This window comes from Streptomyces sp. NPDC047014 (assembly GCF_040644195.1).
In the GTDB taxonomy this organism is placed as follows: domain Bacteria; phylum Actinomycetota; class Actinomycetes; order Streptomycetales; family Streptomycetaceae; genus Streptomyces.
In genome coordinates, this window is the sequence record NZ_JBEYVX010000015.1 from 48,125 (window position 1) to 69,026 (window position 20,902).

Annotated in this window: 20 protein-coding genes; 7 read left to right on the plus strand and 13 right to left on the minus strand. The window is 74.4% G+C overall.

Features of this window, described 5'->3' with window-relative positions; translation table 11 throughout:
* The first annotated feature begins 13 nt into the window (after positions 1-13).
* Entirely contained in the window at positions 14-1,303 is a 1,290-nt protein-coding gene (locus ABZ873_RS12290; RefSeq protein WP_360869196.1) for a CapA family protein, read from the plus strand.
* Between the two features lie 56 nt (positions 1,304-1,359).
* On the opposite strand, the gene ABZ873_RS12295 is transcribed toward ABZ873_RS12290, so the two are convergent.
* From ABZ873_RS12295 to ABZ873_RS12345, 11 genes are all read right to left on the minus strand, one after another.
* Positions 1,360-2,310: an SCO1860 family LAETG-anchored protein gene (locus ABZ873_RS12295; RefSeq protein WP_360869199.1), complete on the minus strand. Its 951-nt coding sequence runs from the start codon at positions 2,308-2,310 to the stop codon at positions 1,360-1,362.
* Between the two features lie 211 nt (positions 2,311-2,521).
* Positions 2,522-3,607, minus strand: coding sequence for an amidohydrolase family protein (locus tag ABZ873_RS12300; RefSeq protein ID WP_360869202.1), 1,086 nt, complete (start codon positions 3,605-3,607; stop codon positions 2,522-2,524).
* 57 nt (positions 3,608-3,664) lie between these two features.
* On the minus strand, positions 3,665-4,468 hold the full coding sequence (locus ABZ873_RS12305) for a hypothetical protein (protein WP_360869205.1): 804 nt from the start codon (positions 4,466-4,468) through the stop codon (positions 3,665-3,667).
* Between the two features lie 64 nt (positions 4,469-4,532).
* Positions 4,533-5,597 carry an aminotransferase class V-fold PLP-dependent enzyme gene (locus ABZ873_RS12310; RefSeq protein ID WP_360869208.1) on the minus strand — a complete coding sequence of 355 codons (1,065 nt, stop codon included), beginning with the start codon at positions 5,595-5,597 and terminating at the stop codon, positions 4,533-4,535.
* Between the two features lie 69 nt (positions 5,598-5,666).
* Positions 5,667-6,374, minus strand: a complete 708-nt coding sequence (locus ABZ873_RS12315; RefSeq protein WP_360869211.1) for a DsbA family oxidoreductase — start codon at positions 6,372-6,374, stop codon at positions 5,667-5,669.
* Positions 6,375-6,458: 84 nt separating this feature from the next.
* The gene (locus ABZ873_RS12320) at positions 6,459-6,989 is read right to left on the minus strand and encodes a GNAT family N-acetyltransferase (RefSeq protein WP_360869363.1); all 531 of its coding nucleotides are present in this window, start codon (positions 6,987-6,989) and stop codon (positions 6,459-6,461) included.
* A gap of 85 nt (positions 6,990-7,074) precedes the next feature.
* Positions 7,075-8,523 carry a penicillin-binding protein 2 gene (locus tag ABZ873_RS12325; protein WP_360869213.1) on the minus strand — a complete coding sequence of 483 codons (1,449 nt, stop codon included), beginning with the start codon at positions 8,521-8,523 and terminating at the stop codon, positions 7,075-7,077.
* Positions 8,524-8,585: 62 nt separating this feature from the next.
* Positions 8,586-9,269 (minus strand): response regulator transcription factor, encoded by a 684-nt coding sequence (locus ABZ873_RS12330; protein WP_360869217.1) that lies wholly within the window; start codon positions 9,267-9,269, stop codon positions 8,586-8,588.
* Positions 9,266-10,627, minus strand: a complete 1,362-nt coding sequence (locus ABZ873_RS12335; RefSeq protein ID WP_360869220.1) for a histidine kinase — start codon at positions 10,625-10,627, stop codon at positions 9,266-9,268. The genes ABZ873_RS12330 and ABZ873_RS12335 overlap by 4 nt, the downstream gene beginning before the upstream one ends.
* Entirely contained in the window at positions 10,624-11,613 is a 990-nt protein-coding gene (locus ABZ873_RS12340; protein WP_360869223.1) for a hypothetical protein, read from the minus strand. The genes ABZ873_RS12335 and ABZ873_RS12340 overlap by 4 nt, the downstream gene beginning before the upstream one ends.
* 127 nt (positions 11,614-11,740) lie before the next feature.
* On the minus strand, positions 11,741-12,523 hold the full coding sequence (locus ABZ873_RS12345; RefSeq protein WP_360869225.1) for an IclR family transcriptional regulator: 783 nt from the start codon (positions 12,521-12,523) through the stop codon (positions 11,741-11,743).
* A gap of 139 nt (positions 12,524-12,662) precedes the next feature.
* Between ABZ873_RS12345 and ABZ873_RS12350 the strand changes: the two genes are divergently transcribed.
* From ABZ873_RS12350 to ABZ873_RS12375, 6 genes are all read left to right on the plus strand, one after another.
* Complete coding sequence (locus ABZ873_RS12350) at positions 12,663-14,186, plus strand: aldehyde dehydrogenase (NADP(+)) (RefSeq protein WP_360869228.1); 1,524 nt, start codon at positions 12,663-12,665, stop codon at positions 14,184-14,186.
* A 243-nt stretch (positions 14,187-14,429) separates the two neighbouring features.
* On the plus strand, positions 14,430-15,101 hold the full coding sequence (locus ABZ873_RS12355) for an HTH domain-containing protein (RefSeq protein WP_360869231.1): 672 nt from the start codon (positions 14,430-14,432) through the stop codon (positions 15,099-15,101).
* Positions 15,102-15,198: 97 nt separating this feature from the next.
* Complete coding sequence (locus ABZ873_RS12360; RefSeq protein ID WP_360869234.1) at positions 15,199-15,561, plus strand: hypothetical protein; 363 nt, start codon at positions 15,199-15,201, stop codon at positions 15,559-15,561.
* 88 nt (positions 15,562-15,649) lie between these two features.
* On the plus strand, positions 15,650-16,024 hold the full coding sequence (locus ABZ873_RS12365; protein WP_360869237.1) for a hypothetical protein: 375 nt from the start codon (positions 15,650-15,652) through the stop codon (positions 16,022-16,024).
* A 133-nt stretch (positions 16,025-16,157) separates the two neighbouring features.
* Entirely contained in the window at positions 16,158-17,435 is a 1,278-nt protein-coding gene (locus tag ABZ873_RS12370) for a TerD family protein (RefSeq protein WP_360869240.1), read from the plus strand.
* Between the two features lie 103 nt (positions 17,436-17,538).
* Positions 17,539-17,715: a hypothetical protein gene (locus ABZ873_RS12375; protein WP_360869243.1), complete on the plus strand. Its 177-nt coding sequence runs from the start codon at positions 17,539-17,541 to the stop codon at positions 17,713-17,715.
* A 71-nt stretch (positions 17,716-17,786) separates the two neighbouring features.
* On the opposite strand, the gene ABZ873_RS12380 is transcribed toward ABZ873_RS12375, so the two are convergent.
* Together ABZ873_RS12380 and ABZ873_RS12385 are read right to left on the minus strand one after the other, a co-directional pair.
* Complete coding sequence (locus ABZ873_RS12380; protein ID WP_360869246.1) at positions 17,787-19,226, minus strand: alkaline phosphatase PhoX; 1,440 nt, start codon at positions 19,224-19,226, stop codon at positions 17,787-17,789.
* Between the two features lie 176 nt (positions 19,227-19,402).
* Complete coding sequence (locus ABZ873_RS12385) at positions 19,403-20,899, minus strand: hypothetical protein (protein ID WP_360869249.1); 1,497 nt, start codon at positions 20,897-20,899, stop codon at positions 19,403-19,405.
* Positions 20,900-20,902: the final 3 nt, after the last annotated feature.

The following is a 20,902-nucleotide window of genomic DNA, read 5'->3' on the forward strand; positions in this document are numbered from 1 at the left end:
CCGGGGGTCGGGAATGAAGGCATTCGCCAAGGCGGGCATCGCGCTCGCCGGGCTGGCGGTCGTGGGCGGCGGGATCTACGCCGTACCGGGGGTGTTCGACGGCGGCGCCGCGCCGGACCCGCGGCAGCGGCTGAGCGGCGAGCCGGAGCAGGGCCGCACGGCCGCTCCGGAGCCCGCCGCCCCGGGGCGGCCCTTCACCCTGGTGGCGACCGGCGACATCATCCCGTACCCGTCGATCATCCAGCGGGCGGGGGACGACGCGGGGAAGGCCGGGGAGTACGACTTCCGGAAGATATTCGCGGGGGTCAAGCCCCTGATATCCGCCGCCGACCTGGCGATATGCCATCACGAGATACCGTACGGGCGCCCCGGCGGCCCCTACACGGGATATCCCACCTTCAAGGCCCCGCACCAGCTCGCGGACGCCCTCAAGGACGCCGGGTACGACAGCTGCTCCACCGCCTCGAACCACACCCTCGACGACGGCTACGACGGCCTCGCCCGCACCCTCGACCACCTCGACCGGGCCGGCATCCCGCACGTCGGATCGGCCCGCAGCCCCAAGGAGGCCGCCGCCCCGGCGCTGCTCTCGGCGGGCGGCACGAAGGTGGCCCAGCTCTCCTACACCTACGGTACGAACGGCATCCCGCTCCCCCAGGGCAAGCCGTGGGCCGTGAACCTGATCGACAAGGACCGGATCATCGCCGACGCCCGCGCGGCCCGGGCGGCGGGCGCGCAGGTCGTGGTGCTGAGCGTGCACTGGGGTACGGAGTGGCAGACGGCCCCCGACCAGCAGCAGAAGGATCTGGCGCAGGAACTGACCGCCTCGCGCGCGGCCGACGGGCTGCCCGACATCGACCTGATCCTCGGCACCCACAACCATGTGCCGCAGCCCTACGAGAAGATCAACGGCACCTGGGTGGTCTTCGGCATGGGCGACCAGGTCGCCAGCTTCGTCCCGGCGGACAAGCTCCGCGGCAACCAGTCCTCGGTCCCCCGCTTCACCTTCGCCCCGGCCGCCGGGCATCCCGGCCGCTGGGAGGTGGTGAAGGCCGAATACCTCACGCAGTACTCGGACATGGGCCCGCCCTTCCGCGTGGTCTGCGCCTCCTGCGCCGCCGACGGCGGGGCCGGTGGGCCGGGCGGATCCGACGGCCCCGACGGCTCCGATGGCCCCGACGGCTCCGGCAGCCCGCTGCCGGCCGCGAAGCGCGCCGAGTACGCGCGGATCGACCAGCAGGTCTCCGAGGCCGTCCGGTCGCGCGGGGCCGAGGGCCAGGGGCTGACGCACGCCACCCGTTGAGCACTCCCCTCCGATGTGCTCCCCGGGCGGCGCCGCCGGACCCCGGCCCGCGGGGGTCAGGAGGTCCGGCCGCGCCGGGTCACGAAGAGCGCGCCGCCGCCGAGGGCCAGCAGGGTCAGCGCGCCGCCGGTGATGTAGGGGGTCAGCGAACCGCCGCCGGTCTCCGCCAGGTTGGCCCCCGGGGCCGTGCCGGTGCCGGTGCCGGATCCGCCCGTGGTGGCGGTGCCGGTGCCGGTCTGCGTCTTGATGTCGGGGGCGGTGTCCTTCGGTGGGTTCGCGGCCGGGGCCGCGCCCTTCGGGGTCTCGCAGTGCGCCTCGGCGAGCACGATCTCGCCGTCCACCTGCGCCACGTTCAGGTTGAGCGGGTTCACGGCCACCTTGAGCCGCAGCGCGGCCGCCGCGGCGGTGGTGGAGGTGGTCTGCGTACCGGACAGCTCCATGCTGACCAGGCCCACGCCCGGGACCTCCAGCTTGGTGGGGCCGCCCGCCGTCAGGGTGACCTTCTTGCCGAGGGCGGTCACCGTGCCGAGCACGTTCGCGCTGGCCACCGGCTTCTTGCCGGCCTCGCAGACGGCCTTGGAGGTGACCTTCTCCACCTCGATCAGGGAGAGCAGCGGCAGTCCGGGGACATGGACGGACGCCTTGGCGAGGTTGGCCTCCGCCACCGCGCGGGTCTTGTCCGCGGTGGCTTTGGAGGTGGCCACGTCGGCGCGCAGGACGCTGACCGGCCTGTTGCCCTCGACCCCGTCCAGGGTGACGGTCAGCGCGGTCTTCTCGGCGGGTGCGGCCGGGGCCTGGACCTCGTTGAGGGTGGCCTTGAGCGGGACGTGCACCGTCTTGTTGAGCAGGCCCACATCGAGTCCGGCCCGCAGGACGACGGCACCGGCCTTGCCCTCGGTGCCGCCCCCGCCGCCTCCGGTGGCATGGGCGGGCGGGGCGGTGAGCAGGGCGACCGCTCCCGTGGCGAGCAGCGCGGCCGCGGGCATGCGGAAGGTATTGCGGTTCAAGGTGGTGGAACCCCCGAGGAGTTGGGTGCCGTCGCGCGGCCAATGGGGGACATCGCGCGCGCCGACGGCTTCGACCCTCGGAATCCTTACTCAATGTGGGTGAACGGGCGGCAATCCAACGGCACTTCACCCCAAAGGGTGGTTTCCGTGCGCGGATTCGAATTGTGGCGTGCGCCGGGCATGCCTCCCGCGGCCGTGTTCCGCCCCGCGCTCAGGCGCGTACCGCCCCGTTCACGACCACCCGCAGGGGCTGCGCCAGGCTGCGTACGTCGGCCCGCGGGTCGGAGCCGTAGACCACCAGGTCCGCCGGTGCGCCCTCGGTCAGGCCCGGCCTGCCGAGCCAGGCGCGGGCGCCCCAGGTGGTCGCCGAGAGGGCGGCGGAGACCGGGATCCCGGCCTTGACCAGCTCTGCGACCTCGGCCGCGACCAGCCCGTGCGGGAGGGAGCCGCCGGCGTCGGTGCCGACGTAGACGGGGACGCCCGCGTCGTAGGCGGCGCGCACGGTGTCGTAGCGCCGCTCGTGCAGCCGCCGCATGTGCGCGGACCAGCGGGGGAACTTGGCCTCGCCGCCCGCCGCCAGCTTGGGGAAGGTCGCGATGTTGACGAGGGTGGGCACGATCGCGACGCCGCGCTCCGCGAACAGCGGGATGGTGTCCTCGGTGAGACCGGTGGCGTGTTCGATGCAGTCGATGCCCGCCTCCACGAGGTCGCGCAGCGAGTCCTCCGCGAAGCAGTGGGCGGTGACGCGGGCGCCCAGCCGGTGCGCCTCCGCGATGGCCGCCTCCACCTCGGCGCGCGGCCAGCAGGCGGTGAGGTCGCCCGCGTCCCGGTCGATCCAGTCGCCGACGAGCTTCACCCAGCCGTCGCCGCGCACCGCCTCGCGGCCCACGTAGGCGATGAGGTCGGCCGGTTCGATCTCGTGCGCGTAGTTGCGGATGTAGCGGCGAGTGCGGGCGATGTGCCGGCCCGCGCGGATGATCTTCGGCAGGTCCTCGCGGTCGTCGATCCAGCGGGTGTCGGAGGGGGATCCGGCATCGCGGATGAGGAGGGTGCCCGCGTCGCGGTCGGTGAGGGCCTGGCGCTCGGCCGTCTCCGCGTCGACCGGGCCGTGGGCGTCGAGCCCGACGTGGCAGTGCGCATCGACCAGGCCGGGCAGGGCCCAGCCGGTGACCGTGGTGATCTCGCGGGCGCCGGGGGGCCGGTCGTAGGAGATCTTCCCGCCGACCACCCAGAGCTCGTCGCGGACCTCGTCGGGTCCGACCAGCACCCGCCCCTTCACGTGCAGCACATCGCTCATGCGGGCACTGTACGCGCGGCCCGCGCGGGCGCGGCGGGCGGTGGCGGGCCGGGCTCCTCACAGGGGCAGGACGGGCCGCGTGGAGAAGTCCTCGCACAGGCCCTCGCCGTCCGGGCCGTGGACGAACTCGGCCAGGTACGGGTTGCGGTGGGCGGTGGCCAGCGGCAGCCAGCCCAGCAGGTTCCCGTAGCCGCCGCAGACCGATTCGCCGCCGTCCCCGCCGTGCACGGCCGCAGGGTCGTCGGTCAGTTCCGTGCGGTACGTGTCGTAGGCGATGCGCAGCCCGAAGAGGCTCGGCTCGTGCCGGGGGCCGCCCCGGTCCCCGTACGGCGGCCGGTCGAGGGGGCACGCGTCGCCCCAGCGGAAGAGGGTGCCGGCGCCGGCTCCGCAGGCGTACTCCCACTCGTCGGGGCTCGGCATCCGCAGCCCGCGGGCGGCGAGCACGGCGGGCATCGCGGCGGGTACGTCGGTCAGCTCCTCGTCCGCCACGGCCACGAGCAGCGCGGGCAGGGTGACGGTCCGGCGGGGGCTGAGCACGAGGGCGAGGTGGCCGCGCAGGTCGGGGGCGTGGCCGAAGCCCTGTTCCGCACTGGCCGCGTAGTCCGCCTCCTGCGCGGGCGTGGGCCGCCAGGCGTCGAGGTCGAACCCCACGCGCACGGTCCCGCCGGGCACGAGCCCGAACTCCTGCCCGTCCCGCTCCACCCGCACCCGGTGCACGGTCCCGCCGCCGCCCTGCTGCCGCCCGGTGCCGAACCCGCTGAGGCGGCCCCCGACCGCCCCGGCGAGCTCCCGCGCGATCCGGCGGGCGGCCTCCGGGTCGAGCGCCTGCCAGTGGCCGAGGGTGAGATCCGCGAAAGACATGCCGCGCAGTCTCACACGCGGGTCCGACACTGCCCCTCCGGCAACGGGGCCGGGGGCGCGGCGGTTATGCCGGGGTGTCCAGGGCGTTCAGCAGGTGGTCCACGTCCGCCTCCGTCGTGTACAGGTGGAAGGAGGCGCGGAGGAAGCCCGCGCGGGCGGAGAGGGTGATGCCCGCCGCCTGGAGGGCCGGGAGGCGGTCGGTGAGGCCCGGGACCGAGACGATCGCGGCCTCGCCGGGCACGGGCTCGTGGCCGAGGCGGGCCAGGCCCGCCCGGTAGCGGGCGGCGAGGGCGGTGTCGTGGGCGTGCACGGCCTCGACACCGATCAGCTCCAGCAGGGCCAGCGAGGGCTCGGCGGCGTGGTAGGCGAGGAAGCCCGGCGACTCGTCAAACCGGCGGGCGCCGTGGGCCAGTTCGGCCATGGGCCCGTAGGTGGCGTCCCACATGGACTCGGCCGCCACCCAGCCCGCGTGCAGCGGGGTCAGGGAGTCCTGGGCCTCCCGGGACACGGTCAGGTACGAGGCTCCGCGCCCGCCGAGCAGCCACTTGTAGCCGCCGGTGACCGTGTAGTCGTATGGCGACGCGTCGAAGGGGAGCCAGCCGGCCGCCTGGGTGGCGTCGACGAGCATCCGGGCGCCGTGCGCGGTCGCGGCGGCGCGTACGGCGGGCAGGTCCGCGATCCGGCCGTCCGCGGACTGCACGGCGCTGAGTGCCACGAGCGCGGTGTCCGGGCCGACGGCCCCGGCGATCGACTCCAGCGGGGCGTAGCGCATCTTGAGGTCGCCCCGCACGGCGAAGGGGTTGATCACGGAGGCGAAGTCGCGCTCGGAGCACAGGACTTCGGCGCCGGGCGGGAGCGAGGCGGCGACGAGGCCGACATGGGTGGCGACGGCGGAGCCGACGGCCACCCGGTCGGTGCCGACGCCGACCAGGCGGGCGAAGGCGGCCCGGGTCCGGTTCACCCGGTCGAAGTCACCGGATCCGGCGGGCAGACCGGCCCCCGCCGCCTCGGCCAGCTCCCGTACGGCCGCGACCGCGGAGCGCGGGAGGACCCCGCAGGTGGCGGTGTTGAGGTAGGTGGTGGTGGGGGCGAACTCGGCACGGGTCGCTTCGGCGAGTGCAAGATCCATGCCTTCACTCTGCGCCAGGAACGACCCAAAGTCCATTGCCGAGTTCTACCCGACACCCCCAAGCGATCCTTATGCCTGCGGGACCGCGCACGCCCCGTCGGGCTCGCAGGCGTCGGCCCCGGCGGCCGGCTCCTCGACCTCGCGGCCGGCCCACGCCTGCTCCAGCGCCCGGGTGAACACCTCGGCGGGCTGGCCGCCGGAGATCCCGTAGCGGCGGTCCAGGACGAAGAACGGCACGGCGTTCGCGCCCAGCTCGGCGGCCTCGCGCTCGTCGGCACGGACCTCGGCGGCGTAGGCGGAGCCGTCGGCGAGGAGGGCCCGGACCTCGGCCTCGTCCAGCCCGGCCTCCACGCCGAGCGCGGCCAGCACCTCGGGGTCGAAGACGGAGCGCTCCTCGGCGAAGTTGGTGCGGAAGGCCAGGTCGAGCAGTTCCGTCTGGCGGCCCCGCGCGGCGGCGAGGTGCAGCAGCCGGTGGATGTCGAAGGTGTTGCCGTGGTCGCGGCCCTCGGTCCGGTACGTCAGCCCCTCGGCGCGGGCGCTCTGCGCGACGTGCTCCTCCATGGCGCGGGCCTCGTCGAGGGTGCGGCCGTACTTCGTGGCCAGCATCTCCAGGACGGGGGCGGTCACGCCCTTGGCGCTGCCCGGGTCGAGCTCGAAGGACCGGAAGACGACCTCCACCTCGTCGCGGTGCGCGAACTCGGCCAGTCCCTTCGTGAAGCGGGCCTTGCCGATGTAGCACCAGGGGCAGGCGATGTCGCTCCAGATCTCGACGCGCATGTTCCTTCTTCTCTCCGGGGTGGGGTACGGGGACGAAACGGTTTGTTCTTCAACCAAGGGTGGTCAACCATCCGTCCCCGCGTCTCATTCCCCGGACGGGGCGGAGGGCGCGGAGGGCGCGGGAGGCGCGGGGGGCGCGGGCGCGATCTCCAGCCACAGGACGAGGTGGCTGCCCGCGGGGCCGTCGGCCGGGTCGGGGGCCCAGCCCTGGGCGGCGTAGAACGCCTGGGCGCGCAGGTTGTGCTCGTAGACCTCCAGGCGGACCCGGCGGATCCCCGCCCGGCGCCATGCCTCCAGGCAGGCGGCGTGCAGGGCGGCGCCGGTGCCCCGGCGCCAGTGCACGGGGTCGACGTGGAGCTGGGTGAGGGTGGTGACGCCGTCCTGGGTGCGGTAGGCGGCCACGCCGGTGAGCTCGCCGTCCCGCTCGGCGCAGAGCACCCCGCCCTCGGCGGCGTCCCGGGCCACCGCGACGGTCCAGCCCTCGCGGGTGCGCCGCAGCTCGGCCTGGCCCGCGTACGCCTCCTCCGGTATGCGGCCCCGGTAGTAGGTGGCGCGGGCCCGGGTGTGGAGGGCGGCGATGGCGTCGAGGTCGGCGGGATGCGCGGTCCTGATCATGGAAGAGGACACGCGCCGGGAACCGCGGCGGTTCCCGGCGCGCTCCCCGGCGGGGTTCCCGGCAGGGCCCCCGAAGGCGGCAGGGCTACTTCCTCAGCCAGGACTGCATCATCTTCTGCGCGATCGGGGCGGCCAGCTTGCCGCCGCCGATCTCCGAGCGGTCGGTGTCGGAGTTCTCGATGACCACCGCGACCGCGATCCGCTTGTCGCCCTGCTTGGCGTACGAGGTGAACCAGGCCAGCGGCGCCAGGCTGTTGTTGACCCCGCGCTGCGCGGTGCCGGTCTTGCCGCCCACCTCGGCGCCCGCCACCTGCGCGGGCTTGCCGCCGCCCTCGGTGGCGACCGTACGCATGGCGTCGCGGATCATCGAGGCGGTGCGCTCGCCCATGACCTGCTGGGACTTCGGGTCCTTGAAGCTCTCCAGCACATTGCCGTTGGCGTCGGTGACCTCGGAGACCATGTGCGGGGCGACGAGCTTGCCGCCGTTCTCGATCGCGGCGGTCACCATCGCCATCTGGAGCGGGGTGGCCTGGACGTCGAACTGGCCGATGCCGGTCTGCGCGACCTGGTCGACGGACATCTTCTGCGAGGGGTACGTGCTGGGCGGGTTGGTGCGGACCGGGGTGTCGATCTGCTTGTTGAAGCCCAGCTTCTCGGAGGTCTCGCGCATCTTGTCCTGGCCGAGCTTGGACGCGAGCTCGGCGAACACGTTGTTGCAGGACAGCCGCAGCGCGGTGCGCACAGAGACGTTGTTGCAGGCCGCCGAGCCCGCCTCGCTGGGCAGCAGGGTGCGGGTGCCGGGGATGGTGTACGGGTCGGGGATGCCGGTCGGCTGGTCGATGCTGCGGACGAGGCCGTTCTCGATGGCCGAGGTGAGGGTGACCAGCTTGAAGGTGGAGCCGGGCGCCTGGGGCTTGCGGAGGGCGACGTTCTCCATGGCCTTGCCGTTGTCGGCGGACAGCTTCCCCCACGCCTCCTTGTCGTTGGCGCCGGCGATGGTGCCCGGGTCGAAGGACGGATTGTTGACCACGGCGAGGATCCGGCCCGTCTCCGGGTCGAGGGCCACGGCGGCGCCCTGCTTGCCCTGGAGGGCGTCGTAGGCGGCCTTCTGCACGTCCTTGTCGATCGTGGTCAGGACATTGCCGGGGTCGGCCCGCTTGTTGGTGATCATGTCCATCACGGTCTTGAGCCGGCTGTCGGAGCCGTTGAGGACGTTCTTGTAGATGCCCTCCAGCAGCGTCGTGCCGTACGCCTGGGAGCTGTAGCCGGTGATGGGCGCGTAGAGGGGCCCGTCGACATAGGTCCGCTTGTAGCCGAAGTCCTTCCCGCCGGTCTGCACCGAGCCGGTGACCGCCTCCCCGCCCACGATGATGTTGCCCAGCGGGTTGGCGTACTGCCCGATGAGATTGCGCCGGTTGTGCTTGTCTTCTGCGAGTGCCTGGCCTTGGTATGCCTGCACCCAGGTGACGCGGACCAGCAGGGCCAGCACCAGGAGCAGACAGAAGACCGACGCACGCCTGATCGTTTTATTCATCCCCCGGAAGGACGCCCCGGGGCCCGCGACCGTTCCGCTCTGCCCCGATTGTGGCGGAGTTCTCAGCTTTTCCTCATGATGAAGCCCCCCTCGTACGCCGCGATGACCGCCTGGGTGCGGTCGCGGGCGCCCGTCTTCGCGAGCACCGCCGCGACATGGGTCTTGACCGTCTGCGGCCCGACGCCGAGGTGTTGGCTCAGCTCCTGGTTGGACAGCCCGGTGGCCATCAGGCGCAGCACCTCGGCCTCGCGCTCGGTGAGCCGGGCCGCCCAGGGCGCGGCGGCGGGCGGGGCACCGGGCGCGTACGCCGCGGCGAGGGAGCGGACGGCCGCCGGGAAGAGCAGCGAGTCCCCGCGGGCGACGAGCCGCACCGCGCCGGTCAGCTCCTCGGGGTCGGCCCGCTTGAGGAGGAACCCGGCGGCTCCGGCGCGCAGCGCGTCGTAGACGTGGGCGTCGTTCTCGAAGGTGGTGACGACGACGATCCGGGGCGGCGCGGGCATGGTGGCGAGAATCTGCTCGGTGGCCCGGATGCCGTCGATCTCGGGCATCCGTACGTCCATGAGCACCACGTCGGGGGCGAGGGACCGGACCAGCGGCACCGCCTCGGCCCCGGTGGCGGCCTCCCCGACGACCTCCAGGTCGGGCTCGGCCTCCAGGATGACCCGCAGGGCGGTACGGACCATCCGCTCGTCGTCGCAGACGACGACCCGCAGCGGCGCCCGGCCCGCAGTCCCGGTCCCGCTCATCGGCCGGCCCCCGCCCCGGCGAGCGGGAGGACGGCGCGCAGCCGCCAGTGGTCCCCGTACGGGCCCGCCTCCACCCGGCCGCCGAGCAGCGCGGCCCGTTCGGCGCAGCCGCGCAGCCCGCGGCCGCCGGTGGTCCGGGGCTCGGGTCCGCCGGGCCCGGCGGGCGGATTGCTCATGGTGATCTCCAGTTCTCTGTGCCGTTCGCCTTCTCCGTGTTCTCCGCGCCGGTGGCCTTCTCCGCGCCGGTCCTCGGCACCGCGCCGGTCCTCCTCACCGCTCCGTACGCGGATCCGCAGCTCCACCGGCCCGCCGCCGTGCCGCAGGGCGTTGCTCAGGCCCTCCTGGACGATCCGGTACGCCTCGCGCGAGGTGATCGCGGGCAGCGCCGCCCAGTCGCCGAGGGGCCCGGGGTCCTGGTGGAGGGTGAGGGTGGTGCCGGAGGCCCGGCCGCGGCCCAGCAGCCCTTCGAGGTCGCGGGCCAGCGTCGGCGAGGGCGCGGTGTCCGCGCGCGCCGGGTCCCCTTCCCGCAGCAGGCCCAGTACGGCGTCCAGCTCGCCCACCGTCCGCCGCGTAGTGTCCTCGATCGCGGCGAGGGCGTCCCGTACGAACACGGGGTCGCGCTCCAGCATCCGGCGCGCGGCGGCCGCCTGGAGGGTGACCGCGCTCAGGGCGTGCCCGACCGCGTCGTGCAGCTCGCGGGCCAGCCGGTTGCGTACGGCCAGGTCGGCGGCCCGCTCCTCGGCCGCCGCGAGCCGGTCCGCGGGCGCCGGTCCGAGCAGTACGGGCGCCACCCGGGCCAGCAGCGCCCCGGCCCCGGCGGCGCACAGCACCAGCCCGCCCAGCAGGCCCGCCCCGAGCAGCGGCCCCAGCCAGGGATCGGCCTCGGTGGTGAACGGGCCCAGCGCGAGGTCCGCCTCCCGCGGCCCGCCCACCCCGGGCAGCGCGATCAGCACCACCCCCCAGGGCGGCAGCGCGAGGGTCAGGGCGCTGACCAAGGCCCCGACCCCCAGATGCAGGGTCCACCAGACCGCAGCCCGTCCCCTGGCGGCCCAGGACCGCGCGGGCCCCTGCGCCAGCAGCTCCCCCGGCACCCCGCACAGGGCCCGTACGGCGGTCACCGACAGGGGTCTGACCAGCCCGAAGAGGCAGGCGCTGGCCGCGGTGAGCGGCAGGGCGACCCCGTAGGCGGTGAGGATCAGCGAGGGCGAGGCCAGGGCGTTGACCCCGCCCGCCGCCACACCGACCCCCACCTGGGTGAGGAGGAAGTACGGCATGAGCAGCGCTCCGCCGAGGATCAGGTGGACCCAGCGCAGCCGGGCCCGGGCCCCGAGGAGCGCGCCCAGGCCGGCGCGCGTCATCTCGCGGGGCGGGACATCAGGAACCGTACGAGGACGGCGGCGGTGAGCGATCCGGTGAGCATCTGGCCAGCGTAGGTCAACCGGCCTATGAGGGACGGGCCTTCCCCGCCGTCGATCGAGGGGCCCAGCGAGGCGAGCAGCATGCCCGCGCCCCAGCTCAGCGTCACCGCCGCGCCCGTCCAGGCCAGGCCGAGCGGCAGGCGTGCCCGCGGCCTCCCGCCGCGGGCCAGGAGCAGGGCCCCGGCCCCGGCGGCGAGGGCGCCCAGCCCGTGCACGGCGGCCACCACCCCGCCCTCGGCGGTGTGGGCCGCCGCGCGCCCGGGCGGCAGTCCGGCCGCGCCGCCGAAGGCCCAGTAGGCATGGGCCACCGCGATGACCAGGCCGCAGACGGCCGCGGCTGCCGCCACCACCCCCGTGGGCGACGGCAGCCGCTCCCCTGTCACGCCCCGCAGGCGCCGGCCCCAGCGCGTGCGCGCGTAGGGCACGAGCAGCCCGGCCAGGGCGAGTCCTTGGAGGGTGAAACCCCCGTACACGAGGGGGAAGACCCAGGGGTCGAGGTAGGGCTCCGGCCCGGCCGTCGGCTCCGGACCGGCCCCGAAGCCGAGTGCGCGGAGCGTCAGTTGGCCCGCGAAGCCGCACAGGATGGGGGTGAGCAGGCCGGTGGCGACGAACGCCGGGACGATCAGCAGCCAGCCGGGCACCCGTCTGCCCCAGGGTCTGGTGAGCACCAGGACGAGCAGGATCACGCAGGCGTCCATGGCCAGCGTGACGGCGTTGACCGCGAGGAGGAAGCCCCCCGGCTCGCGCAGCGCGCTGCCCGCCGGTATGCCGATCGTGCTGCCTGCCAGCCAGGCGGACTTGAGGGACAGATAGGGCAGGGTGGCGGCCACGGCCACGGCCGGCAGGACCCGCCGCGCGACCCACCCGGGCATGTGCGGCTTGGGGCTCGACGGGCGCTGCGTCGCGTGAACGGCTTGTGTGTCCATGCCTCAACGGTCCCGTGGACCGCTCCCCGCCGCCTCCCCCTCGGAGGGGAACCGCCTCCCCCACCCGGGGGAGGAACGGCCGCCTCCACGACCGCTTCCGCGGCCGCTTCCGCCCGCGACCCCGTCCTCACATCCGCCGCGTCACCACCGTCAGCCGGTCCCGGGCCTCGAACAGTGCCGCCTTGATGACCTGTTCGTGCCCCGGCGTCAGCCGGGCCACCGGCACCGAGCAGCTGACCGCGTCGCGCGCCGGTGTCCGGTACGGCACCGCCACCCCGAAGCAGCGCAGCCCGAGGGTGTTCTCCTCCCGGTCCACCGCGTAGCCCTGCTCCCGTACCAGCTCCAGTTCCTCGATGAGCCGTTCCCGGTCGGTGGTGGTGTGCTCGGTGACGGCTTCCAGCCGCCGCGGGAGCAGCGCCCGTACCTCCGCGTCCGTGTGGGTGGCCAGCAGCGCCTTGCCCAGCGCCGTCGAGTGCACCGGCAGCCGCCGCCCGACCCGGGTGAAGGGGCGCAGGTAGTGCTGGGACTGCCGGGTGGCGAGGTAGACCACGCTGGTGCCGTCCAGCCGGGCCAGGTGGATGGTCTCGGTCGTGTCCTCGGAGAGCCGGTCCAGGGTGGGCCGGGCGGCGGCGACCACCTCGTCCCCGTCGATGTAGGAGCTGCCGACGAGCAGGGCCCGTACGCCGATGCCGTAGCGGGTGCCCGTCGCGTCCGTCTCCACCCAGCCCAGGTTCACCAGGGTGCGCAGCAGCATGTAGAGGCTGGACTTGGGCAGCGACAGGTCGTCCTGGATGTCGGCCAGGCTGTGCAGCCCCGGGCGGGCCGCGAAATGCTCCAGCAGCAGGACGGTCCGGACCGCCGATTTGACCGGTGCCGCCTGGGCGGGGACCCCCGATTCGGCCGTCGTCATACGCCTGCTCCCCCTCTGGTCGCCTCTTGTCACGCGGAGGACCCGGAAATAGAGTCCGCACCAGACGTGATCATTCATCCACCGGAACGGCGTTCAGAATACTGAACGGGACACTGAACGATCCAGGAGGCAGCGGGCCATGACAGCGACCCCAGTCTGGAGTGTGGACCCCCGCACCGGGAAGCAGCGCGAGCAGGTTGCGGTGGAGGCCACATCCCGCGAGGTGGACGAGGCCGTACGCGCCGCCCACGCGGCCCGCGCCGCCCTCGCCGACGCCCCCGCCCGCGCCGCCTTCCTGCGCGCCGCCGCCACGCTCCTCGACCAGGCCGCCGCCCATGTCATCGAGGCCGCCGACGCCGAGACCGCGCTCGGGCCGGGCCGCCTCACCGGCGAACTGGCCCGCACCACCGGCCAGCTGCGCGCCTTCGCCGACGCCGTGGACGCCGGGGCGTACCTCGACATCCGCATCGACCGCGCGAACCCCGCCCTCAGCCCGCCGCGCCCCGAACTGCGCCGCTACAAGGTCCCGCTCGGTGTGGTGGCCGTCTACGCCGCCTCGAACTTCCCGCTCGCCTTCTCCGTCCCCGGCGGGGACACCGCGAGCGCGCTGGCCGCAGGCTGCCCGGTGGTCGTCAAGGCGCACCCCGACCACCCCGCCACCTCCGAGCTGTGCGCGTCGCTGCTGCGCCGGGCCTCCCTCGCCTCCGGGCTGCCCGGCGATGTGGTGGTCCTCGTCCACGGCTTCGACGCGGGGCTGGAGCTGATCCGCCACCCGCTGGTGGCCGCCGCCGGGTTCACCGGGTCCGTACGGGGCGGCCGGGCGCTGTTCGACGCGGCCGCCGCCCGGCCCGTACCCATCCCCTTCCACGGCGAACTGGGCTCCCTCAACCCCGTCGTGGTCACCCCGGCGGCCGTCGCGGAGCGCGCCGAGGAGATCGGCGCCGGGCTCGCGGACTCGGTGACCCTCGGCGTCGGCCAGTTCTGCGTCAAGCCCGGCCTGGTGCTGGTCCCCGAGGGCGCCGACGGCGACCGGCTCACCGACGCGCTCACCAAGGCCCTCGGGGAGACCGAGCCGGGGGTGCTGCTGGACCACCGCATGCGGGAGAACTTCGTCTCCGGCGTACGGGAGCGCGCCGCCCTCCCCGGCGTCACCGCGCCCGTCACCCCCGGCTCCGGCGGGGAGCACACCGTCGGCGCCGGATATCTGACCGTGCGCGCCGCGGACCTCCTCGCGGGCGGGGCGTACGACGTGCTCCTGGAGGAGTGCTTCGGCCCGGTCACCGTGGTCGTGCGGTACGCCGGCCAGGACGAGGCCGGCGCGGTCCTCGGGCGGCTCGCCGGGAACCTGAGCGCCACCCTCCAGCTGTCCGCCGCCGAGACGGCGGGCGCGCCGGGTCCGGCGGCCGCGCTGATCGAGCAGGTCACGGGGCTGGCGGGGCGGATCGTGGTCAACGGCTGGCCGACCGGGGTCGCGGTGGCCCCGGCCCAGCACCACGGCGGCCCGTACCCGGCCGCCACCTCGCACTCCACCTCGGTGGGTGGTACGGCGATCGAGCGCTGGCTGCGCCCCGTGGCCTACCAGTCCGTACCGGACGCCCTCCTCCCGCCCGCGCTGCGCGAGGCCAACCCGCTGGGCCTGCCCCGGCTGGTGACCGGCGGCTGAGCGGGCACACCACCGCGCCGCCGACGCCACCGCACGTACCGCCGAAGGCCGCCGCCCCGCCCGGGGAGGCGGCCTTCCGCATGCGGGCGGCTCCGTACGGATCCCGGGCACAACACGCGCACATCCCGCCACTTGACGCCTCATAAGCATGCCCCGGGCAACCATGCCGCCGATTTCCGCAAGGGTGGGGCCACTTGCGGGAAGGGCCCCACCCCCGAGTCGGCATGCGCATGGAGGCAACTGGTGACCGAGATCCCTGCCCAGCGAGGCGGACCTCCGCCGCGCGAGATCATTCGCGAGGCGTACCGGGCCGCCGAGTCCGCGGCACTCGCCAGCCCTCTGTTCCGCGCCCTCCCGGACGACAACAAGTCCATGGTCCTGAACGAGGCTTCCGTCTGCGTGCTCATGGGGCTCGCCGAGGCCCCTGTGACGCCCGGCCTGAAGGAGGTGACGGAGCTCCTCACCGACGAGGTCTTCCGCCAGATCAAGATCCTGAACCGGAAGGAGAACCTGTACCGCAGGAACGCCTACCCCACGACCTACTTCGACCACCTCGTCCACCCGGACGACCCCCACGGCGGACACGATCCCGAGGGCCCCGACGGCGAACCGCCGGAAACCGGAGCCCGCGACCAGGACCGCCCCGGACTCGCCCCGGAGGAGCTGGAGGCGTTCTGGACCGTCCTCCGCTCGGCCTTCCGCGGCCGTCAGCTCGCCATCCTCGAAATGCGGTACAGCGAGGAGGGCGCCACGCTCAGCGAGGAGAAGATCGCCGAGCGGCTCGGGGTGTCACGGCGGACGGTGCGCACCGCTCTGGAGCGCGCGCAGAAGAAGTTCCCCGGCCTGAGGGAGGCCCTGCGCCCCCTCGGCGAGAAGACCGGCCACATCGAGAGCCACGAAGAACCCCACCACTAGCGCATGTTCGCGGCCGGGGCCGTCGTACGGCTGCAACCACAGCGACGGCCCCGCCCGTTCCCCGGCCAGTGACAGCCAGGTTGGAGACAGAATGCACATGACGAACGAGGACGAAAACCTCGGCATCGAGGATTGGTTCAGCCGACACCTCCGGGCACTGCACGCCTGGGCCCGTACGAGGCGTGCCGCCCGGGACGTCGAAGCGGAACTCGACCAGGTGTACGCCGAGGTCGCGCGGCGCCTGGCCCAGCGCGAGAAGGCCGCGCCGGACAAGGCCGAAGGGTGGCTTTGGCGCGGCCACCGCAGCCACGGCCGACGCACCCGGGCCGACGGGGGGTGGCAGCTGATTCCCCCCGGTCTGGCCTGGGCGGCGCTCCCCCGGCTGCCGCACCCGGTCCGGGTCTGGCTGGCGATCGGCGCCGCCGCCCTCACGACGATCTGCGCCGTGAGGCTCCAGTAACCACCGGACAGCATGAAGCCCGCTGCTCACCTGGCGTAGGAACCGAGAGCAGCGGGCCACCGGAGACATCCTGTGGAGGGACATCACCATGAGCAGCATGCCCGATGCGCGCGACGCGCGACACCCGAACACCCCGGCGGTCCTGGGGCACACCCTGGAGGATCTGCTCGCCGAGGCCGAACAGGAGCTGCTGCGCCGCAAGGCGGCGGTCGCGCAGCAGCGGACCGAGGTCCGGCGGCTCGAGCTCCGCCGGCGCCGTGCCCGCCGCCGCGTCCGGCGACTGCGGAGGGCGCGCCTGATCCGCCCGGCGCTGGGCATCGCCCTCGGCGTGTGCGGTCTGCTCGCCTTCGTGTGCGGCCTCGCCGCGTTCCTGATGGGGTCGGACCGGGCGGACGACTGGTTCACCCTGGGGGTGACGGCCTGGGGCGCGGCGGCCGTGTTCCGCGCCGAGCGCCGGCGCTAGCGTCCTCGGCCGGCCGGGCATCCGGACCACCGGCCGGCGGTACGGATGCCCGGCGGTACGGATGCCCGGCGGCCCGCGGAAATATCGGGCGAGGGTAAGGGAACGGCAAAGCACCTCCGGTCGTTCTCCGGGCATGACCGCTATGACCCCTGGATCCAACCTGCCGCTCAATGCCGTCCGCGTCACGGTCGACGTGGCCGCGCCGGTGCGGCTCGATGTCTCGGCCCTGCTCCTGACGGCCGACGGCAAGGTGCGCTCGGACGCCGACTTCATCTTCTTCAACCAGCCCACCGGGCCCGGTGTCGTCTACCGGTCCGGTGGGGGGTCGGCGCCGGACTCGGTCTCCGTGGACACCTCCGCGCTGCCGCCGGGCATCGAGCGGATCGTGGTCACGGCCAGCCCCGATGCCGCCGGGCAGAGCTTCCAGGGCATCGAGCCCACCGCCACCGTGCGCGACGCCGAGGGCGGTGCGGTGATCGCCAGCTTCACCCCGCCGCAGCTCGCCACCGAGACCGCGCTGGTCGTCGTCGAGATCTACCAGCGCGGCGGCGTGTGGAAGGTGCGCGCGGTCGGCCAGGGGTACGCGAACGGCCTCGCCGGCATCGCCACCGACTTCGGCGTCTCCGTGGACGAGGAGCCGGCGCCCGCCGCGGCCGCCCCCGTCGCGGCCGCCCCCGTCGCCCCGCCCGCGCCGCCCGCGGCTCCGGCGCCGCCCGCCCCGCCGGTGTCCTACCCGCCCTCCCCCTGGCTCGGCGGCGCCACCACGCCCGCCGCACCGGCGGCCCCGGCCCCGGCCGCGCCCCCGGCCGCACCCGCCGCCCCCGCCGCCTCCGGGAAGATCAACCTGGACAAGGGGCGGGTCAGCCTCCAGAAGAACCAGACCGTCTCCCTGGTCAAGGGCGGCCGCCCGCTGCTCTCCCAGGTCAAGATGGGCCTGGGCTGGGAGCCCGCCTTCGGCGGCCGCGACATCGACCTCGACGCCTCGGTCATCGCCTACGGCCCGCAGCGCAACCACATCGACAGCTGCTACTTCGGCAAGCTGTCCATCCTCAACGGCGCGATCAAGCACTCCGGGGACAACCTCACCGGTGAGGGCGCCGGGGACGACGAGGTGATCGTCGTGGACCTCGGCCGGCTGCCCGCCGAGGCCACCGGCCTGGTCTTCACGGTGAACTCCTTCTCCGGCCAGAAGTTCACCGACGTGGCCAAGGCGTACTGCCGGCTGATCGACGCGGCGAGCGGCGAGGAGCTGGTGCGCTTCGACCTCACCTCCGCCGAACCGCAGACCGGCGTGATGATGGCGAAGCTGATCCGGCAGTTCTCCGGCGAGTGGGAGATGACGGCCATGGGCGAGTTTGTGAAGTCGCGCACAGTGCGCGGCATGGTCAAGCCCGCCGCACAGGCACTCTGAGCAGGTGGGCGGGCCCGTACGGCCGTTGGGGGCGCGGGGCCAGTGATGGAGGCCACGCGTAATCCGCGAGTGGCTGTCAGTGTGCGCCCGTAGCCTTGTGGGTATGCACCAGACACTCACACCCGCGGGGCCCGCCCGCCCGTCCGCCGCCGAGGCGAACGAGGCGATACGGCACCTTGTCGAGACCCGGGTTGACGGCGAGTGGCCTGCGGAGGCGTATGAGTTCCTGCTCTCCGAGTGGGCCGAAGCCTCGCGCGCGGAGGTCTCCGCCGCCCGGTGACGCGGTACGGCGCGGACCCGAGGTCCGCGCCGCCCGCCTGCTGGACCTGCCCTCCCGGAAGGGCCCCGGCCTCAGTGACCGCGCCGCCACGGCCCGGTGACGGCCAGCATGATCCCCGGATCCTGGATGTTGGCGTACAGCGTGCGCCCGTCCGGTGAGAAGCACACCCCCGTGAACTCCGCGTACTCGGGCTGCTCCGGCGTCCCGATGTTCAGCTCGTTGCGCGCCAGCGGATACGTACGCCCCGCCTCCGTGGCACCGAAGAGGTGCTGGAGCCCCGAGCCGTCCTCCGCGATGACCAGCCCGCCGTACGGGGACACCGTGATGTTGTCGGGCCCGTCGTAGCCGCCCTCCGCCGAGGGATCGGCGTTCACCCCGATGAGCACGGTCAGCCGTACCGTGCGCCGCTTGGGGTCGTAGAACCAGACCTGCCCGTCGTGCGCCGCGCCGGGGCTCTCCTCGCGGGCGTAGGAGGAGACGAAGTAGGCGCCGCCGTCGGCCCACCACATGCCCTCCAGCTTGCGTCCGCGCGTCACCGCGTGGTCCGCGAACTGCCCCCGCACCGGCACGGTCCGGGCGTCGCGGTCCGGCACGTCCACCCAGTCCACCCCGTAGACGGTGCCGATCCGGGTGGCGCGGGAGAGGTCGTCGACGAACCGGCCGGAGCTGTCGGTGCACTTGGCCGCCTGGAGCACCCCCGCGTCCGGGGCGAGCGTACGGAGCCTGCCGCGGCCGTGCCGGAAGCCGCGGGGCGGGGTCCAGCGGTAGAGCAGCCCGTTCGGGCCGGAGGCGTCCTCGGTGAGGTACGCGTGGCCCTGGCGCGGGTCGATGACCACGGCCTCGTGGTCATAGCGGCCGAACGCCTTGACGGGGCGCGGGTCGCGGTTCGCGCGCCGGTCGTGCGGGTCCACCTCGAAGACGTAGCCGTGGTCCTTGGTCATCCCGTTCCGGCCCGCGAGGTCGGAGTTCTCCTCGCAGGTCAGCCAGGTGTTCCAGGGGGTGGCGCCGCCCGCGCAGTTGGTGGACGTACCGGCGATGCCCACCCATTCGGCGACCTCGCCGCCGCGCCGGACCTCGACGACGGTGCAGCCCCCGGCCGCGGCCGGGTCGTAGACGAGGCCGTCGGCGAGCGGGACCGGGCGGGGCCAGTTCGTCCGCCGGCCCTTGAGCTCGTGGTTGTTGACGAGGAGGGTGACCCCGCGGTGGCCCTCGAAGGCGGCCGTGCCGTCGTGGTTCGACGGGGTGGTCTCCCCCGATTCCAGCCGGGTCACCCCGCTGTGCGTGATCACCCGGTACCGGAAGCCGGCGGGCAGGGCGAGGATGCCGGCCGGGTCGGGCACGAGGGGGCCGTAGCCGGGCTCGCAGGGCCGTCCGTCCGCCTCGCGGCGCGTGCTGTCGTCGGCCGCCAGGGCCCCCGGGGCGGTGGCGAGGGCGCCGACCGTCCCGGTGAGCGCCACGCCCGCACCCGCGAGGACGGTACGGGCGGTGAAGTCTCTACGGCTGAGCGGCATCGGATCTCCAGGGTGGGGAGTGGTGCGCCTGTCGTGCGGTCGTCGGCGCACACGCTCCCGCCCGCACGTGAACGGCGGCTGAATTACCCACGAAGGGGAAGCGGCCCCTCACCGCTCGGCGGAATGGCCAACTCCGGCCGTGGAACGGCGCATTGCCGCCACCTGCCCCCGGATGCTCAGGGCCGCCGGGACCGCGCCTTGAAGGCCGCCTTGCGGGCCTCCTTCGCCGTCCCGCGGTCCGGGTGCAGCCGCCCCATCGCCTCCAGGACGGCGGCCGTGGACGGGTGCTCGGTCCGCCACACCTGCTCGAAGAACTCCGCGTGGTGCGCGGTCAGGGTCTCCATGAGCAGCGCCAGCTCCTCCGTCTCCCCGTCCGCCGCGAGCTGCGCCGCGATGGTGTCGACGGTCAGCCAGAACACCATCTCCGGATCGGGCGCCGGTACGTCGGCCACCCCGCGCTCCGCCAGCCAGACCCGGGCGAGCCCGCCGAGCTCCGCGTCGTCCAGCACCGAGCGGACCGCCGGCTCGGCCTCGGGACCGGCGGGGGCCAGGGCCTGCTGGCAGCGCAGCCGGCGCAGCGGGCCGCCCTCGTCGTCGCCGCGGGCCGCCGCCAGCAGCTCCGTGACCGCGGCGGCCAGTTCGCGGCCCGCCAGCCACTGCTCGATCTCGGCCTGGGCGGCGCTCTCGGGGTAGTGGGAGATCGCGTCGAGGAGGGCGTCGGCCCCCTTGCCGGCCAGCTCCCCGACGGCCGGGGCATCGGCCCCGGCCTCCAGCAGCCGGGCGCGGATCCCGTAGAGGCCGAGCGGGGTGAGGCGGACCATGCCGTAGCGGGAGACGTCCTCGTCCTCCTCGGCCCCGGCGCCGGATCCGCCGGCGGCGATCTCCTCGTCGGCCGCCTCCGCCATCAGCTCCTCGTCGACGGGGCGGAACTCCACCAGCCCGATCGGCTCCAGCTGCCGGAACTGGTCGTCGAGCCGCATCATCGCGTCCGAGACCTGCTCCAGCACGGCGTCGGACGGCTCGCCCATGCCCTCGGGCACGACCATGGAGGCGGCGAGCACCGGCAGCGGCACCGGCTGGTCCGCCGGGCCGCCGCTCCCGGCGGCGGTGAGCAGGTAGAGGTTGGCGAGGACCCCGTCGAGGAAGTCGGCCTCGCGGCCCGGGTTCCAGTCGAGCCGGTCGAAGTCGATGCCGCCGCCCGCGTCGAGGGCGTCGGCCAGGTCGTCGAGGTCGGGCACCGCCGCGTCGGCGAGGACGGTGTCCAGGGCGGCCAGCCACAGGTCGAGTACGTCGCCGGGCGTGCCGCCCGTCACCAGCGCCAGGTCCTCGCCGGGCGCGGCCGTACCGGTGGCCTCCCCGTCCGCGGCGTCCGCCGCCCGCTCCTCCTCCGGCTCGGTCACGTCCACCAGCCCGGTGTCCACGGCCACCCGCCACGCCTGGCTCGCGTACCCGGCGGAGTCCGCGTCGGCCGGGTCCAGGCCGAGGTGCGCGGCCGCCTCGGGGAGCTGGGCCGCGGCGAGTTCGCCGCCGACACCGACGCGGGTCGCGGGCCCGGCCCAGCGGGCGAGCCGGACGGCGCGCGCGAACAGCGGGGCGGTGAGCGCGTCGCGGGCCAGTTCCGCATCGGACCGCAGCCGGACCGGCGGCAGTGTGGGGTGCGACTCAGCGGACATAGG